A 16,484-nucleotide genomic window follows, 5' to 3' on the forward strand; every position below is an offset into this window, starting at 1 on the left:
TTTTTCGTGCGTGTGTGTCCTGCGACGAGAAGGGGCCGCCTGATCAGGCGGCCCCTTCTCGTGTGTTCCCGTGTGCTGCTCCTGCTCCTGCTTCTAACTTCTAGCGACCCAGGGCTCTTCGGCCTCTGCCGCCGCCGTTCTCGCGGTTGGAGAGGACCGGGAGGTTCTTGGCGGGGGCCTGGCCTCGGGTGTCCTCCTCGATGCGGAGGGCCAGGGCGGGGCAGCGGCGGACGGCGCGCAGGGCCTTGGCCTCGGCGTAGCGGGGGACCTTGGCCTGGGCGACGGTGGGGAAGCCGTCGGCGCCGAGCTGGAAGACCTCGGGGAGGATGTCGGCGCACAGGCCGTGGCCCCGGCACAGGGTCCAGTCGACGAAGATCTTCTGCCGGCTGCCCGAGGCGTCGGCCGCGGGCTCGCCGCCGCCGGGGATGCCGACCGGGAGCTGGCCGTCCTCGAACAGGGGCAGCACGCCCTCCACGGGGCGGCCGCAGCCGTTGCCGAGGACATGGGCCGCGAGGTCGTCCGTGAACGCCTTGATGGTCGATTCGAGGAACATCGCGGAGCCGTCGGGGTGCGAACAGGCGCCACGGCGCTTGACGTTCTTCGCGACCTGCTTGAGCGCTTCGAGGGCGGCCGGGCCGCCGCCGTTGAGGATGTCCTCCATGCCGCGCGCGGCGGCCGGCAGGCCCAGGTAGCAGGGCCCGCACTGGCCCGCGCTCTCCTCGGCCAGCCACTGCGCCACCCGCAGCGACTCGCCCAGCGGGCACGTCTCCTGACTGATCGGCAGGATCGCCCCGGCGCCCAGCGCGCCGCCCACCGCGTCCAGGGAGTTGCGGGAGACGACCGCCTCGTTGACGGTCGCCGCGTCGATCCACTTGCCGTGGTAGCCGCCCGTCAGCACCCCCTGCGGGACCGGCGGGGCACCGGCGAGCTGGAGGACGTAGCGCAGCGGGACGCCCGTGGGGACCTCGATGACCATCGGGCGGGCGACCGCGCCGGAGACGGTCAGCATGACGGTGCCCGGCTCGTCGTACAGCCCCGTGTTGCCGTAGCGCTCGGGGCCGATGCGGGCGGCGATGGCGAGCTGGGCGAACGTCTCGGCGTTCGACAGGAGCGTCGGGGCGCCGCCGACGCCGTTCTGGGAGGCGCTGGTCTTGCGGCCGGGCGGGATCGCGGGGCCGCCGTCGATCGAGCGGATCAGGGACGCGGCGGCGCCCGTCACCATGCGGATCGGGTTGCGCTGCACGAACGCGCGGAGCGCCGAGCGGCGGCTGTTGCTCAGCCCGCGCTCGGCGAGGGCGGCCTCCATGGACCGCTGCGTCGACTCACGGGTGACCCCCACCACGAGCGTGCGGGCACCCAGCGCCTCGGCGCACAGCAGCGCGCCGTCCAGGATGAGGTGCGGGGCACGGTTGATCATCACCGTGTCCTTGCGGCAGGCCGGTTCGTCCTCGCTGCCGTTGATGACGACGACGGGACGTATGCCCTTCTTGATCGCCGCGTCCGCCACCGAGCGGAGCTTCTTGTGGAACGGGAAGCCCGCCCCGCCACGCCCCTTGAGGTTGATCCGCTCGGCGAGCTGGGCGAGTTTCTCGCCGCCGATGGGTTCGAGGGGCCCGTGCACCTTCAGGTGCATGGGCAGATCGAGCCGTTCGACAAGGTCGAAACCCGACGTGAGCTGCGGAAGCCCGACCACGCGGACCTCTGGGACGTCGGGCAGGGCCTCGTTCACCTATAGCCTCCGGAAGGCGTGTTCCACGCTTCGCCCGCGCCGGGCGTCGGGCCGCCGTTGTACGGGTCGTTCGGGTTGTACGGACGGGCGCCGGGGTTCGGCTCGCCCTGCGGCGCGCCGGCGCCGTAGACGGGGATGTTGAACCCGGTGTCCTGCATCGGGTCGTACGCGGACGGCGGCGCCTCGCCGACCGGCGGCGGGGACGGGATCGGCCAGCTGCCCGAGGTGCTGCCCGGGGCGTCCACGCGCGGCATCGCCTCGGTCGCCTGCGTGTCGAACGGCATGTTCATCCGCGCGGTCTGGTCGGCGCCGTACGCCGGGGTGGGCGTCGGCGCGGCGGTGCGGTACGCGGCGGCGAAACCGCCGGCCTCCGGGGCGGGCGTACCGAACAGGGACGACGTCCGCGGGCCCGGCGCGGGGCGCTCGCGCTCGCGTTCGGCGCGGGGGGCGCGCTCGGCGGGGCCGTTCTCGGAGACGCGGGCGCGGCTCTCCGCCAGCTCGTCGCGCATGCCGCCCTCGGAGCCGATCACGGCGGCGAGGCGGTCGGCGACCTTGCGTTTGAAGGAGCGGGGCGCGGAGCGCAGCGCCAGGGCCGCGATCACGGCGACCAGGCAGAGCTGGTAGCTGACCATGAAGAACGGCTTGGCCGCGCGGCCCGCGAACAGCCCGTGGATCAGGGCCGCGCACAGCGCCGGGTAGGCCATCATGTGCATCATCCGCCAGCGCGCCGCGGTCGCCGCCGGGGAGGCGAACTGGTTGCGCAGCGCCCCCGTCACCCCGACGAAGATCATCAGCAGCGCGGCCAGCGAGCCGAGGCCGATCAGCCCGCCGATGCCGGTGAAGCCGAGGCTGAAGGGGATCAGCGCGCCGATCAGGACGGTGTGCTCCATCGCGAGCTTGATGGTGATGTGCACCAGGAGGAACGCGATCGAGGAGACGGCGGTCACCCGGTGGATGCCCTGGGCCACGATCCGCTGACGCGTGTTGAGGATGAGCCGGTCCTGGGCGACGAGCCCCCAGATCACCGAGCAGGTGAGGCTCACCAGGGCGAGCACGCCCGCGCCGAAGTTCAGGAACTCCTGGAGCCAGTTGCCTCCGAGGACCACCACCACGGGTATGAGGACGAGGACGACAGCCGTCGCGATCCCGTACGCGGACCGTCCCGGCTGAGGGAGCGAGGTGTTACTACGACGAGGGTTCATGGGGGCAACTCCGAGCAGTCCGGGAAAGCGGTCCCGCTGCCGAACTCTAAGTGGGCGCCATACCGATGGGTACGAGTTTGAGTTATTGGGCTGTTACCTACGGGAGGGGTTGCCGAAGCGATGTCCCTATAGGGGGCGTTGTGTCGGATAATTTTTGAACGGTGGTCAGTTTTCGCTCCCGTGCTCGCGGTGTCGTACAGCTATACGCAACTCCGTCGCAGTGTGCTCAAACGCTGCGGTACTCTGACGGCATGCGTGCCGTACGCCTTCTGCTTAGCGGGCCGCGCTGACCAGTCCCGACCGCCGGTGAGAGTGGTCGGAGTCGGCGCGGCGTCCCCTCCTGTGCGAGGGGATTTTTCGTTTCCCGGGTCGGCCGAAGCCGCCGGGCCCCGCCGGGCAGAGACGATCGATGGAGCTTTGAGGACATGAGCGAGACGAACCCCGCAGCCGCCGCAGACCCGTCTGCGAACGCCGCGCCGCACCGCTACACGGCCGCGATGGCGGCCGACATCGAGGCACGCTGGCAGGACTTCTGGGACGCCGAGGGCACGTACGCCGCGCCCAACCCCACGGGCGAGCTGGCGGGCGACCCCGCGGTCGTCGCCCGGCCCAAGAAGTTCATCATGGACATGTTCCCGTACCCCTCCGGCGCGGGCCTGCACGTCGGCCACCCCCTGGGGTACATCTCCACCGACGTCTACGCCCGCTTCCAGCGGATGACCGGGCACAACGTCCTGCACACCCTGGGCTTCGACGCGTTCGGCCTGCCCGCCGAGCAGTACGCCGTGCAGACCGGCACGCACCCGCGCGTGTCCACCGAGGCCAACATGGAGAACATGAAGGCCCAGCTGCGGCGGCTGGGCCTGGGCCACGACAAGCGCCGGTCGTTCGCGACCATCGACCCCGAGTACTACAAGTGGACCCAGTGGATCTTCGTCCAGATCTTCGAGTCCTGGTACGACGAGGAGGCGGGCAAGGCCCGGCCGATCCCGGAGCTGGTCGCGCAGTTCGAGTCCGGTGAGCGGGCGGTGCCCGGTGGCGGCTCCTGGCAGGCGCTGAGCGCCGCCGAGCGGGCCGACCTGCTGGGGGAGTACCGGCTGGCGTACGCCTCCGAGGCGCCGGTCAACTGGTGCCCGGGGCTGGGGACCGTGCTGGCCAACGAGGAGGTGACCGCCGACGGGCGCTCCGAGCGCGGGAACTTCCCGGTCTTCAAGACGAAGCTGCGGCAGTGGAACATGCGGATCACCGCGTATGCCGACCGGCTGCTGGACGATCTGGAGGAGCTGGACTGGCCCGAGGCGATCAAGCTGCAGCAGCGGAACTGGATCGGGCGCAGTGAGGGGGCTCGGGTCGATTTCCCCGTCAGCGGGGGGGTGGCTGAAGATCGCATTACCGTATTCACCACCCGGCCCGACACCCTGTTCGGCGCGACCTACATGGTCCTGGCGCCCGAGCACCCCCTGGTCGAGAAGATCACCGCCGCCGCCTGGCCCGAGGGCACGCACGACGTGTGGACCGGCGGGCACGCCAACCCCGTCGACGCCGTCGCCGCCTACCGCGCGCAGGCCGGGGCCAAGTCCGACGTCGAGCGGCAGGCCGAGGCCAAGGAGAAGTCCGGTGTCTTCACCGGCGCGTACGCCGTCAACCCCGTCAACGGCGCCCGGATCCCCGTCTTCATCGCCGACTACGTCCTGATGGGCTACGGCACCGGCGCCATCATGGCCGTCCCCGCCGGTGACCAGCGCGACTTCGAGTTCGCGCGCGCCTTCGAGCTGCCGATCACCTGCGTCGTCGAGCCGACCGACGGGCGCGGGACCGACACCGCCGCGTGGGAGGACGCCTTCGCCTCGTACGACGCGAAGATCGTCAACTCCGCGAACGACGAGATCTCGCTGGACGGGCTGCCGGTCGCCGAGGCCAAGGCGCGGATCACCGAGTGGCTGGAGCGCAAGGGCATCGGGCAGGGGACCGTCAACTTCCGGCTGCGGGACTGGCTGTTCAGCCGTCAGCGGTACTGGGGCGAGCCCTTCCCGATCGTCTACGACGAGGACGGTGTCGCCCACGCGCTGCCCGAGTCGATGCTGCCGCTGGAGCTGCCCGAGGTCGACGACTACTCGCCGCGCACCTTCGACCCGGACGACGCCGACACGCAGCCGGAGCCGCCGCTGTCGCGCAAGCAGGACTGGGTCGACGTCACGCTGGACCTGGGCGACGGGCCGAAGAAGTACCGGCGCGAGACCAACACCATGCCCAACTGGGCCGGGTCCTGCTGGTACGAGCTGCGGTACCTGGACCCGCGCAACACCGACCGGCTGGTCGACCCCGAGATCGAGAAGTACTGGATGGGGCCGCGGGAGGGCCAGCCGCACGGGGGCGTCGACCTGTACGTCGGCGGCGCCGAGCACGCCGTGCTGCACCTGCTGTACGCCCGCTTCTGGTCCAAGGTGCTGTTCGACCTGGGGCACGTCTCGTCCGCCGAGCCGTTCCACAAGCTGTTCAACCAGGGGATGATCCAGGCGTACGTCTACCGCGACAAGCGCGGGTTCCCCGTGCCGGCCGCCGAGGTCGAGGAGCGGGACGGGGCCTACTGGTACGGCGGCGAGAAGGTCTCCCGGCTGCTGGGCAAGATGGGCAAGTCCCTGAAGAACGCGGTCACCCCGGACGAGATCTGCGAGGAGTACGGGGCCGACACGCTGCGGCTGTACGAGATGGCCATGGGGCCGCTGGACGTCTCCCGGCCCTGGGACACGCGGGCCGTCGTCGGGCAGTTCCGGCTGCTGCAGCGGCTGTGGCGCAACGTCGTCGACGAGACGAGCGGTGCGGTGACCGTCGTCGACTCCGAGCCCGACGAGGCGACCCTGCGGGCGCTGCACAAGGCCATCGACGGGGTGCGCGGTGATCTGGAGGGGCTGCGGTTCAACACCGCCATCGCCAAGATCACCGAGCTGAACAACCACCTGACCAAGGCGGGCGGGCCGGTGTCCCGGCCCGTCGCCGAGGCGCTGGTCCTGCTGATCGCTCCGCTGGCGCCGCATGTCGCCGAGGAGCTGTGGCGGAAGCTGGGGCACACGTCGTCGGTGGTCCACGAGGACCTGCCGGTCGCCGACCCCGCGTACGTCGTCGACGAGGCCGTCACCTGTGTCGTCCAGATCAAGGGCAAGGTCAAGGCACGGCTGGAGGTGTCGCCGGCCATCTCCGAGGCGGAGCTGGAGAAGGTGGCGCTGGCGGACGAGACCGTCGTCAAGGCGTTGGACGGGGCCGTCGTGCGGAAGGTGATCGTTCGGGCGCCGAAGCTGGTGAACATCGTCACCGGGTGAGGTGTGGGATCGCGAGCGCGCTCTGTTTCGGCCGGGGGGTCGGGGTGGGGCGCGCTTTGCGTTGGGGGTGGGTGGGGGGTTACGGCGGGAGGGTTCTCGCCCCCGCCGCCCCTACCCTCCCCCAAGCTCTTCGAGCAGGGGGGACCCCCACATCCTCCGAAGGGGCTCCGCCCCTTCCACCCCGCCAGGGGCTCCGCCCCCGGACCCCGTTCGGCCCTTGAGGGGCCTCGTCCTCAAACGCCGGACGGGCTGAAAATCGCTGGCCCGCGTTGGGAGGGGGCGGTGGGGGTGGTGGCGTGTGGGGGCCGTGGCGGGCAGGTCCCCTACGGGGTGGGTGGGGCGGGGTGGTGAGTAGGCGGCGGAGTGTGCTGGGGGGTGGGGGCGGGTGTCGGTGGGGTGCCGCCTTCGTAGCTCTCGCCAGCTCGCCAGCTCGCCAGCTCGCCAGCTCGCCAGCTCGCCGGGGCGTCGGGGCGTCGGGGCGGCGGGGCGGCGGGGCGGCGGGGCGGCGGTCTGGCAGGGGTGGGAGGGGGGTCCCCTACGGGGTGGGTGGGGGGAAGGTCAGGGTTGGGGGGAACTCTGGGGTGGTGGGGGGCGTTTATCGTGGAAAGGCGGCGCGGGTGCGTCGGGTTGGGGACGGAGGAGTGCTGTGGAAGCCGTGATCGCAGTGGTTGCGCTGGTTTTCTTGGTGCTCTTCGCGTTGGGGGTTTATGGGACTGTGAAGGCTGTGGGGGCTGCCAAGCGGAGTGTGGACCGGACTATTGGGCAGGCTCGGCGGACTGTCGAGGACCACACCTTGCGGGCGAAGTCGTTGGGGCGGCCGGGGCCCGCGGGGGAGATCGCTCAGCTGAGGCTGACGTTGCGGACGTCGATGAGGGCCACGCAGGACGCGCTGCACGTGGGCGTCGCGGAGGACGAGTCGCTGAAGGAGTCGCTGGGCCTGTTCGCGCGGCTCAGTGAGCACGGGCATCAGCTCGACGACGAACTCAAGCGGCTGGAGTCGGATCCGGACCGGAACACCCTGGCTCAGCGGCTCCCGGAACTGCGGGAACGCACCGAGCGGATCACGGCCTCGGCGGACTCCCTGCGCTGGGCCGCCCGCGACCGCGCGAGCAGGTTCGCGGCGGACGACCTGGACTCGCTGAGCGCGCAGATCGACGTCGAGGCGGGCGCGCTGCGGCACTGGACGACGGACGACGTCCCGACGTCCGGGCGGACTCCCGGCCAGTCCTGGCCGCCCCCGGCCGGCGAGCCCACGGCAGCACCGCGCGCCGCACAGGAACCGTCCCGCCCCGAGATCACCCCGCAGCCCCCGCGCCCCACGTACCCGTGGGAGAAGAAACCCCGCCCGGAGAGCACGACCTGACCGGGGCCGCCCGTACACCTTGATTCGGTCAAGGACGCCCAGCGGGCGAGGGGCCGGGCTGACGGTCCCCTGCTACGCCAGGTAACCTCCAGCTCATGTCCCGCCATGTCGCGATCGTCACGGATTCAACGGCCTACCTGCCGCAGCGGGCGATGGAACGTCACGGCATCACGGCGGTACCGCTGACGGTGGTCCTCGGCGACCAGGCGCTGGAGGAGGGCACGGAGATCTCGACGAGGTCCCTGGCCCAGGCCCTCCAGAAGCGGCGCCCGGTGACGACCTCGCGCCCCGGCACCGAGGTGTTCGCCGAGACGTACCGCAAGGTCGCCGAGTCCGGCGCCACCGGCATCGTCTCGCTCCACCTCTCCGCCGAACTCTCGGGCACCTACGACGCGGCCGTCGTCGCCGCGCGCCAGGCCCCCGTGCCCGTGCGGGTCGTGGACACCGGCATGGTCGCGATGGCCCTCGGCTTCTGCGCGCTCGCCGCCGCCGAGACGGCCCAGGCGGGCGGCACGGTCGACGAGGCGGTGACGGCGGCGGAGAAACGCGCCTCCGCGACCTCCGCGTACTTCTACGTCGACACCCTCGACTACCTCCGCCGGGGCGGGCGGATCGGCGCGGCCCAGGCGCTGCTGGGCTCCGCGCTCGCCGTGAAGCCGCTGCTCCAGCTCGACGAGGGGCGTATCGACCTGCTGGAGAAGGTGCGGACGGCGTCCAAGGCGATCGCGCGGCTCGAGGAGCTGGCGGTCGAGCGGGCCGGGGCGGCGGCCGTCGATCTCGCGGTGCACCATCTCTCCGCGCCGGAGCGGGCGAGTGTGCTGGCGGAGCGGTTGCGGGAGCGGGTGGCGGGGCTGGGGGAGTTGCATGTGAGTGAGGTGGGGGCGGTGATCGGGGCGCATACGGGGCCTGGGTTGTTGGGGGTTGTGGTCTCGCCTCGGTAGGTGGGGCTGCGGGGGCTGTGGTTGTAGGGGGGAGCGGGGTCGTCACTCTTGTGGGTGACTGAGTTATCCACAGGTGGGTGGTTGTCCACTGATATCGGGCTGGATCCCCATGGGGTGGTGGATTGCCCGATTCTCGACTCATGGCGATTCGATCACGTACACGTACGACGACCGCGACGAGTGGGCCCGGGAGGGCCGCCGGCTCCGACAGCCGTGTCCGGCGTCGAGGGGGTGGGCGGCGGGCTTCGGCGGTGGAGACGAGGCGGCGGGTGGAGGTGTTGTTCGGGGAGCGGGCTGAGCGGGCTGAGGGGGCCGAGAGGGTGGAACGGGTCGCGGGGAGTGGGGAGTTGGGGGTCGGGGAGGTGCGCGGGGGCGGTGACGTCGGTGACGGCGGCGAGGTTGTCGGGCGGGACGGTGGTGTGGGGCGGCGGGCTCGGGTCGGGGCCGCGGTGTGGGAGCGGATGCCGGTGTGGGTGCAGGCGCGGTGCGGGATGGAGCGGCGGGGTGTCGTCGCGCTGACGGTCGTGCTGGTGGTGGCCGTGGTGTTCGCGGGGCAGCACTTCTGGGCGGGGCGGACGCAGAGTGTGCGGGCGCCGGAGGTGGTGCGGGCGGAGGCCCTGGAGTCGGGGGACCCGGGGGCGGCTGGGACCGGCGTGGCCGGAACTGGCGTGGCTGGGGCGGGAGTTGCCGGTGCCGGTGTTGCCGGAGCGGGGAGTTCCGCCGGGGTGCCTGCCGCGCCTGTCGCGTCCGCCGGGGCCTCGGCGGGCGGGGAGATCGTCGTCGACGTCAGTGGGAAGGTGCGGAATCCCGGGGTACACCGGTTGCCGGCGGGGTCGCGGGTGGTGGACGCGTTGCGGGCGGCGGGCGGGGTGCGGCCGGGGGCGAGTGCGGAGGGGTTGAACCAGGCGCGGTTCCTGGTGGACGGGGAGCAGGTGGCGGTGGGGGTGCCTGGTGCCGTCGGGGGTGCTGGGGTCGGGGCTGGTGGCGGGGCCGGTGTTGTCGGGGGAGGCGCGGGCGCGGCGGGGGTGCCGGTGTCGCTGGGGACCGCGACGCTGGAGCAGCTTGACGGGCTGCCCGGGGTGGGGCCGGTGCTGGCCCAGCACATCCTGGACTACCGCACGCAGCACGGCGGGTTCCGTTCCGTCGACGAACTGCGGCAGGTGAACGGGATCGGGGAGCGGCGGTTCTCCGAGCTGCGGGAGCTCGTACGGCCATGAAGCGCGAGGAGGTGGCGGACCTGCGGCTGGTGGCGCCGGCGCTGGCGGCATGGGGGACGGCGGCGTGGGCGCTGGACGTGTCGCTCGGGGTGGCGCTGGCCGTCGCGGCGGGGTGCGCGGTGGTGGCCGGGGCGCTGCTCGTGGGGCGGAGGTCCGGATGGCCGGGGGCGACCGGGGCGGGGGTGCTGCTGTGCGTGGCCGCGGCGGCGCTGGCGGGCGGGGTGCACGGGGACGACGTGGGGCGGGGGCCGGTGCCGGAGCTGGCGGCTCGGTTCGCGGACGTGAGCGCGGAGGTGCGGATCACCTCGGACGCGCGGCGGACGCGGCCGAGGGTGACGGGGGACCGGATGTCGCGGGACGCGGTGGTCGTGGACGCGCAGGTGCGGCGGGTGACGGGGCCGGACGGGCGGGAGGCGGTGACACGGGCGCCGGTGCTGGTCGTGGTGTCGGGGGCGGGCGGCGCCGGGTGGCTGGGGCTGCTGCCGTCCACGGAGGTGCGGGTGGAGGGGCGGTTGGCGCCGCCGCTGCGGGGCGGGGACGACGTGGCGGCGGTGCTGCGGGTGCGGGGCGAGGAGGGGCCCCGGGTGGTGGGGGAAGCGTCCGGGGTGCAGCGGGTCGCGGGGCGGTTGCGGGCCGGGCTGCGGGAGGCGACCGGGGAACTGCCCGGGGACGCGCGGGCGTTGCTGCCGGGGCTGGTCGTCGGCGACACCTCGCGGATCCCGGCCGAGCTGGACGAGGCGTTCAAGGAGACCGACCTCGCGCACACGCTGGCCGTGTCCGGGAGCAACCTGACGATCATCCTCGTCCTGCTGCTCGGGCCGCCGGGGACCGCGCAGCACGTCGAGCGGCGGGGACTGGCGCCCCGGCTCGGGGTGTCGCTGCGGGGGACGGCGCTGCTCGGGGGCGGGCTGACGCTGGCGTTCGTGGTGGTGTGCCGGCCCGATCCGAGCGTGCTGCGGGCGGCGGCGTGCGGGGCGGTGGTGCTGGCCGCGCTGGCGACCGGGCGTCGGCGGACGATGATGCCGGCGCTGGCGGCGGCCGTGCTCGCGCTGGTCCTCTACGACCCCTGGCTGGCCCGGAGTTACGGGTTCCTGCTGTCGGTGCTGGCCACCGGGTCCCTGCTGACGGTGGCGCCGAGGTGGGCGCTCGCGCTGCGGCGGCGCGGGGTGCCGGCGCGGCTCGCGGAGGCGTTGGCGGCGGCGGGGGCGGCGCAGGCGTTGTGCGCGCCGGTCGTGGCGGTGCTGTCGGCGCGGGTGAGTCTGGTGGCGGTGCCGTGCAATCTGCTCGTCGAGTTCGCCGTCGCGCCGGCCACGGTGCTCGGGTTCGCGGCGCTCGCGGTGGCGCCGGTGTGCATGCCGGTGGCCAAGGTGCTCGCCTGGTGCGCGAGCTGGCCCGCCGGGTGGATCGCGGACGTCGCCCGCGCCGGGGCCGCGCTGCCCGGGGCGGGGGTGGACTGGCCCGGCGGGTGGGGCGGGGCCGTCCTCCTCGCGCTGGTGACGCTCGCGGGGGTGCTGCTCGGGCGGCGGCTGTTGGGGCGGCCCTTGTGGTGCGGGGCGTTGGGGGTGCTGCTGGTGCTGGTGGTGTTGCAGCCGCCGCCCCTGACCAGGGTGGTGACGGGGTGGCCGGTGCCCGGGTGGAAGCTGGCCGTGTGCGATGTGGGACAGGGAGATGCCGCTGTTCTCGCGGCGGGGGCGGGCGCCGGGGTCGTCGTCGATGCCGGGCCCGATCCCCGGGCCGTCGACCGGTGTCTGCGGAAGCTGGGGGTGACCCGGGTGCCGCTGGTCGTCCTCACGCACTTCCATGCCGACCATGTGGCCGGGCTTCCGGGGGTGTTGCGGGGGCGGGCCGTCGGGGAGATCGAGGTGACCGGGTTCGAGGAGCCCGTGGACCAGGCGGAGTTCGTGCGGCGGACGGCGCGGGAGCGGGGGGTGCCGGTCGTGCGGGCCGTCGCCGGGGAGCGGCGCAGGGTGGGGGAGCTGGAGTGGGAGGTGCTGTGGCCGCCGGGTGGGGTGGTGCCGGTGGAGGGGGCCAACGACGCGAGTGTGGCGATGCTCGTGCGGGCCGGTGGGCTGCGGGTGCTGATGCTGGGGGATCTGGAGCCGGCGGGGCAGCGGGCGTTGTGGGAGGCGGCGGGTGGGGTGCTGCGGGGTGGGGTGGACGTGGTGAAGGTCGCGCATCACGGGTCGGCGCATCAGGACGCGGGGCTGTTGCGGGGGGTGGGGGCCCGGGTGGCGTTGGTGTCCTGTGGGGAGGGGAATTCGTATGGCCATCCGGCGCCTGGGACGGTGGCGGCGTTGCGGGCGGGAGGCGCGGTGGTGAGGCGGACGGATCGGGACGGGGGGCTGGTGGTCAGCGGGGCCGGGGAGGGGGTGCGGGTGACGGGGGAGGGTGGCTGAGAATGGGGGCGTGAGTGATGTGCGACATGTGCTGGTGCTGCCGGATCGGGATGCCGCCGAGGAGGTGGTCGAGGAGCTGCGGGAGCGGTTCGGGGTGATGGAGGAGCCGCTGGTGGTGCGGGACGCGCTGGCGGGGGAGGACGACGCGGAGGACGCGCAGTGGCTGGTGGTGCTGGGGGACGCGGAGGGGCGGCTCGGGGCCGAGGAACTGGACGCGTTCGCCCGGGAGTGGGAGGGGTGGCGGGAGGAGCCGTAGGGGGTGGGGTGTCGGTGGTGCGTGACATGCTGGGGAGATGGCCAAGAAGCGCGCTGATGATGACGTCCTCGCTCCGGTGACGCTTGCCGTGGGGCAGGAGGAGCTGCTGCTCGACCGGGTGGTGCAGGAGGTGGTGCGGGCGGCCCGGGAGGCCGACGCGGACACCGACGTGCGGGATCTGGCGCCGGAGCAGGTGCAGCCGGGGACGATGATCGAGCTGACGAGTCCGTCGCTGTTCTCCGAGCGCAAGGTGATCGTCGTCCGCAACGCGCAGGACCTCTCGGCGGACACCGTCAAGGACGTGAAGGCGTATCTGGGGGCGCCGGTCGAGGACATCGCGCTGGTGCTGCTGCACGCCGGCGGGGTCAAGGGGAAGGCGTTGCTGGAGGCGGCGCGGAAGGCGGGGGCGCGGGAGGTCGCCTGCCCGAAGATGACCAAGCCGGCGGACCGGCTGGCCTTCGTCCGGCAGGAGTTCCGGGCGACGGGGAGATCGGCCACGCCGGAGGCGTGCTCCGCGATGGTGGACGCGATCGGGAGTGACCTGCGGGAGCTGGCCTCCGCCGTGTCGCAGCTGGTCGCGGACGTCGAGGGGACGATCGACGAGGCCGTCGTGGGCCGGTACTACACCGGGCGGGCCGAGGCGTCCAGCTTCACCGTCGCCGACCGGGCGGTCGAGGGGCGGGCGGCCGAGGCACTGGAGGCGCTGCGGTGGTCGTTGTCCACGGGGGTGGCGCCCGTGCTGATCACCAGCGCGCTGGCCCAGGGAGTGCGGGCCATCGGGAAACTGTCCTCCGCCCGTGGTGGCCGGCCCGCCGATCTCGCGCGCGAGCTGGGCATGCCGCCCTGGAAGATCGACCGGGTCCGCCAGCAGATGCGGGGGTGGACGCCGGAGGGGGTGGCCGTGGCCCTGCGCGCCGTCGCCGAGGCCGACGCGGGAGTGAAGGGCGGGGGGGACGATCCCGAGTACGCGCTGGAGAAGGCGGTCGTGACCATCGCGAGGGCTGCGCGGGCTCGGGGGAGGTAGGGGGAGAGGAAGGGGAGGGTTGTTCTAGGGGCTAGGGGCTAGGGGCTAGGGGCGTTCGGGGTGGGATGAGTGGGCTGGTGCGGGGGCCTTGCGCCATGGCAGGCAGGGACGCGGCGCCGGTGGGGGTGATGGCCCGCTGGGGGACCGGCGCGGGGCCGGTGGCTCGGCGGGGCAGCCCGCCAGGGCCGGCGCCGACGGATCTCGTCGGGGTGCTGGCGCCTGTGAGCAGCACGCGTTGCGGCTGGGTGGGCAGACTCGCCGCTGCCGCTGCCGCTGCCGCTGCCGCTGCCGCTGCCGCTGCCGTTCCGGCTCTGGGCCGAGGTCGACGGCCCCGCATCGCAGGGTCACCCCCGGCGGGACATCGTCGTCGGTGGCGTACCGCCAGGGACCGCGGGTATGCCGAAGGCCCCGGCCTTCGCCCTGGGGAAGGGCTGGGGCCGGGGCCTTTGGGATGTGCTGGGGATCACGCCCGCGTGGCGAACGCAGGCCGCGCGTGATCTCAGGGTGCCGGGTGGGAGCGGATGAGAGAGGGCCCGCTCTGGGTCCGTCCGGCGAAAGGGGCCCCTCGGGAGGAGGGGTCCGGTCAGATCAGGGGGTTCAGCCCTTGAGCGCCTCGACCTTGGAAGCAAGCGCCGACTTCTTGTTGGCGGCCTGGTTCTTGTGGATGACGCCCTTGGAGACGGCCTTGTCGAGCTGACGCGCGGCGGCGCGCTGGTACTCGGTGGCCTTCTCGACGTCACCCGCGGCGACGGCCTCGCGGGCCTTGCGGATCGCGGTCTTCAGGGAGGACTTGACGGCCTTGTTGCGCTGCCGGGCCTTCTCGTTGGTCTTGATCCGCTTGATCTGGGACTTGATGTTCGCCACTGATTGAGCCTTTTCAGGTTCAGGCTCGGGACCGTGAGGCCCCGGACCAGGTGATTTCTTGGGGTGTGCCTCGCGCTGAGAGGGCAAGAGACACAGCTGTCCACACTACCAGCGGGCCACCGGTCGGCCCAAACCGGTCCCAGCTCCCCGCCCGTGGGACCATGGAAGCTACGTATCGATCCGACCCGAGGCATAAGGCGCCTCAAGAGACAGGACCCTGCGTGCCCGCGACCCCTAAGAATGTGCCCGAGCCGAGCCGTACCGACCCGGCGCTGATCCGCAATTTCTGCATCATCGCGCACATCGACCACGGCAAGTCCACGCTCGCCGACCGGATGCTCCAGCTGACCGGCGTGGTGGAGCAGCGCCAGATGCGTGCCCAGTACCTCGACCGGATGGACATCGAGCGTGAGCGCGGCATCACGATCAAGTCCCAGGCGGTGCGGTTGCCGTGGGCCCCGACCGAGGACCCGGGCAACACGCACATCCTGAACATGATCGACACCCCGGGGCACGTGGACTTCACGTACGAGGTCTCGCGGTCGCTCGCCGCCTGCGAGGGCACCGTCCTGCTCGTCGACGCGGCCCAGGGCATCGAGGCGCAGACCCTCGCGAACCTGTACCTCGCGATGGAGAACGACCTCGCGATCATCCCGGTGCTGAACAAGATCGACCTCCCGGCGGCCCAGCCGGAGAAGTTCGCCGAGGAGCTGGCGAACCTGGTCGGCTGCGACCCGGACGACGTCCTGCGGGTCTCCGCGAAGACCGGTGTCGGCGTCGACGCGCTGCTCGACAAGGTCGTCCGCGACGTCCCGGCGCCCGTCGGCGTCAAGGACGCGCCCGCCCGCGCGATGATCTTCGACTCGGTGTACGACTCGTACCGGGGCGTCGTGACGTACGTCCGTGTCATCGACGGCCAGCTCAACAAGCGTGAGCGCATCCGGATGATGTCGACCGGCGCGACGCACGAGCTGCTGGAGATCGGCACCAACTCCCCGGAGATGCTGGGCGCCGACGGTCTGGGCGTCGGCGAGGTCGGTTACCTGATCACCGGCGTGAAGGACGTCCGCCAGTCCAAGGTCGGTGACACCGTCACCAGCCAGGCCAAGGGCGCGACCGAGGCGCTGGGCGGGTACAAGGACCCCAAGCCGATGGTCTTCTCGGGCCTGTACCCGCTGGACGGCTCGGACTACCCGGAGCTGCGCGAGGCCCTGGACAAGCTCCAGCTGAACGACGCGGCGCTGGTGTACGAGCCGGAGACGTCCGCCGCCCTCGGCTTCGGGTTCCGCGTCGGCTTCCTGGGTCTGCTGCACCTCGACGTGATCCGTGAGCGGCTGGAGCGCGAGTTCGGCCTCGACCTGATCGCGACCGCGCCGAACGTGGTGTACCGCGTCGTCATGGAGGACCGCTCCGAGCACGTCGTCACCAACCCGAGCGAGTTCCCCGAGGGCAAGATCATGGAGGTGTACGAGCCCGTCGTACGCGCCACGATCCTCGCGCCGACCGAGTTCATCGGCTCGATCATGGAGCTGTGCCAGACCCGGCGCGGCACCCTCCTCGGCATGGACTACCTCTCCGAGGACCGCGTCGAGATCCGCTACACGCTGCCCCTCGCGGAGATCGTGTTCGACTTCTTCGACCAGCTGAAGTCGAAGACGCGCGGCTACGCGTCCCTGGACTACGAGCCCACGGGCGAGCAGACGTCGTCGCTGGTCAAGGTCGACATCCTGCTGCACGGCGACAAGGTCGACGCGTTCTCGGCGATCACGCACAAGGACGCCGCGTACGCGTACGGCGTGCGGCTGGTCGCCAAGCTGCGCGAGCTGATCCCGCGCCAGGCGTTCGAGGTGCCGATCCAGGCGGCCATCGGTTCGCGGGTCATCGCCCGCGAGACCATCCGCGCCATCCGCAAGGACGTCCTCGCCAAGTGCTACGGCGGTGACATCTCCCGGAAGCGCAAGCTCCTTGAGAAGCAGAAGGAAGGCAAGAAGCGGATGAAGATGGTGGGTTCGGTGGAGGTTCCGCAGGAAGCCTTCATCGCCGTCCTGAGCAGCGACGACAGCGCGGGCGGCGGCAAGGGCAAGAAGTAGGGGCCCGGACGGCCGTGTTTCCGGGGCCCGTCGCGCGTGTGCGTGGCGGGCCCCGGCCGCGTATCAGGCGGAAGTGACCGTCCGT

11 protein-coding genes are annotated in these 16,484 nt (G+C 72.4%); 8 read left to right on the plus strand and 3 right to left on the minus strand.

The features are described 5' to 3' along the window. Window positions 1-100: 100 nt before the first annotated feature. On the minus strand, window positions 101-1,729 hold the full coding sequence (locus tag IAG44_RS27310) for an NADH-quinone oxidoreductase subunit NuoF family protein (RefSeq protein ID WP_187749717.1): 1,629 nt from the start codon (window positions 1,727-1,729) through the stop codon (window positions 101-103). Next, window positions 1,726-2,931: a cytochrome b/b6 domain-containing protein gene (locus IAG44_RS27315; protein WP_187749718.1), complete on the minus strand. Its 1,206-nt coding sequence runs from the start codon at window positions 2,929-2,931 to the stop codon at window positions 1,726-1,728. Before IAG44_RS27315 ends, IAG44_RS27310 begins: the two co-directional genes overlap by 4 nt. 425 nt (window positions 2,932-3,356) lie before the next feature. On the opposite strand from IAG44_RS27315, the gene leuS reads away from it, so the two are divergent. The 7 genes from leuS (at window position 3,357) to holA (ending at window position 13,445) form a co-directional block, all read left to right on the plus strand. After that, complete coding sequence (gene leuS / locus IAG44_RS27320; protein ID WP_187749719.1) at window positions 3,357-6,248, plus strand: leucine--tRNA ligase; 2,892 nt, start codon at window positions 3,357-3,359, stop codon at window positions 6,246-6,248. Window positions 6,249-6,894: 646 nt separating this feature from the next. Next, window positions 6,895-7,611, plus strand: coding sequence for a hypothetical protein (locus IAG44_RS27325; RefSeq protein ID WP_187749720.1), 717 nt, complete (start codon window positions 6,895-6,897; stop codon window positions 7,609-7,611). A 95-nt stretch (window positions 7,612-7,706) separates the two neighbouring features. Next, window positions 7,707-8,552 carry a DegV family protein gene (locus tag IAG44_RS27330; protein ID WP_187749721.1) on the plus strand — a complete coding sequence of 282 codons (846 nt, stop codon included), beginning with the start codon at window positions 7,707-7,709 and terminating at the stop codon, window positions 8,550-8,552. A 140-nt stretch (window positions 8,553-8,692) separates the two neighbouring features. Beyond that, entirely contained in the window at window positions 8,693-9,769 is a 1,077-nt protein-coding gene (locus IAG44_RS27335) for a ComEA family DNA-binding protein (protein ID WP_187749722.1), read from the plus strand. Beyond that, window positions 9,766-12,165, plus strand: a complete 2,400-nt coding sequence (locus tag IAG44_RS27340) for a ComEC/Rec2 family competence protein (RefSeq protein WP_187749723.1) — start codon at window positions 9,766-9,768, stop codon at window positions 12,163-12,165. The genes IAG44_RS27335 and IAG44_RS27340 overlap by 4 nt, the downstream gene beginning before the upstream one ends. Window positions 12,166-12,175: 10 nt before the next feature. Next, window positions 12,176-12,421, plus strand: a complete 246-nt coding sequence (locus IAG44_RS27345; protein ID WP_187749724.1) for a hypothetical protein — start codon at window positions 12,176-12,178, stop codon at window positions 12,419-12,421. Window positions 12,422-12,458: 37 nt separating this feature from the next. Further along, a complete protein-coding gene (holA, locus tag IAG44_RS27350) occupies window positions 12,459-13,445 on the plus strand; it encodes a DNA polymerase III subunit delta (RefSeq protein WP_187749725.1) in 987 nt (328 codons plus the stop codon). Between the two features lie 597 nt (window positions 13,446-14,042). Here the strand turns inward: holA and rpsT are convergent. Then, window positions 14,043-14,309: a 30S ribosomal protein S20 gene (gene rpsT, locus IAG44_RS27355; RefSeq protein WP_187749726.1), complete on the minus strand. Its 267-nt coding sequence runs from the start codon at window positions 14,307-14,309 to the stop codon at window positions 14,043-14,045. A 221-nt stretch (window positions 14,310-14,530) separates the two neighbouring features. Between rpsT and lepA the strand changes: the two genes are divergently transcribed. Then, the gene (gene lepA, locus IAG44_RS27360; RefSeq protein ID WP_187749727.1) at window positions 14,531-16,399 is read left to right on the plus strand and encodes a translation elongation factor 4; all 1,869 of its coding nucleotides are present in this window, start codon (window positions 14,531-14,533) and stop codon (window positions 16,397-16,399) included. Window positions 16,400-16,484 lie beyond the last annotated feature (85 nt).

The organism is Streptomyces roseirectus (assembly GCF_014489635.1).
In the GTDB taxonomy this organism is placed as follows: Bacteria; Actinomycetota; Actinomycetes; order Streptomycetales; family Streptomycetaceae; genus Streptomyces; species Streptomyces roseirectus.

Excerpts from the sequence above, each read along its gene's own strand:
- IAG44_RS27315 (WP_187749718.1), bottom strand. The coding sequence starts at position 2,931 with ATGAACCCTCGTCGTAGTAACACCTCGCTCCCTCAGCCGGGACGGTCC.
- IAG44_RS27330 (WP_187749721.1), top strand. The coding sequence starts at position 7,707 with ATGTCCCGCCATGTCGCGATCGTCACGGATTCAACGGCCTACCTGCCG.
- IAG44_RS27335 (WP_187749722.1), top strand. The coding sequence starts at position 8,693 with ATGGCGATTCGATCACGTACACGTACGACGACCGCGACGAGTGGGCCC.
- IAG44_RS27340 (WP_187749723.1), top strand. The coding sequence starts at position 9,766 with ATGAAGCGCGAGGAGGTGGCGGACCTGCGGCTGGTGGCGCCGGCGCTG.
- holA (WP_187749725.1), top strand. The coding sequence starts at position 12,459 with ATGGCCAAGAAGCGCGCTGATGATGACGTCCTCGCTCCGGTGACGCTT.
- leuS (WP_187749719.1), top strand. The coding sequence starts at position 3,357 with ATGAGCGAGACGAACCCCGCAGCCGCCGCAGACCCGTCTGCGAACGCC.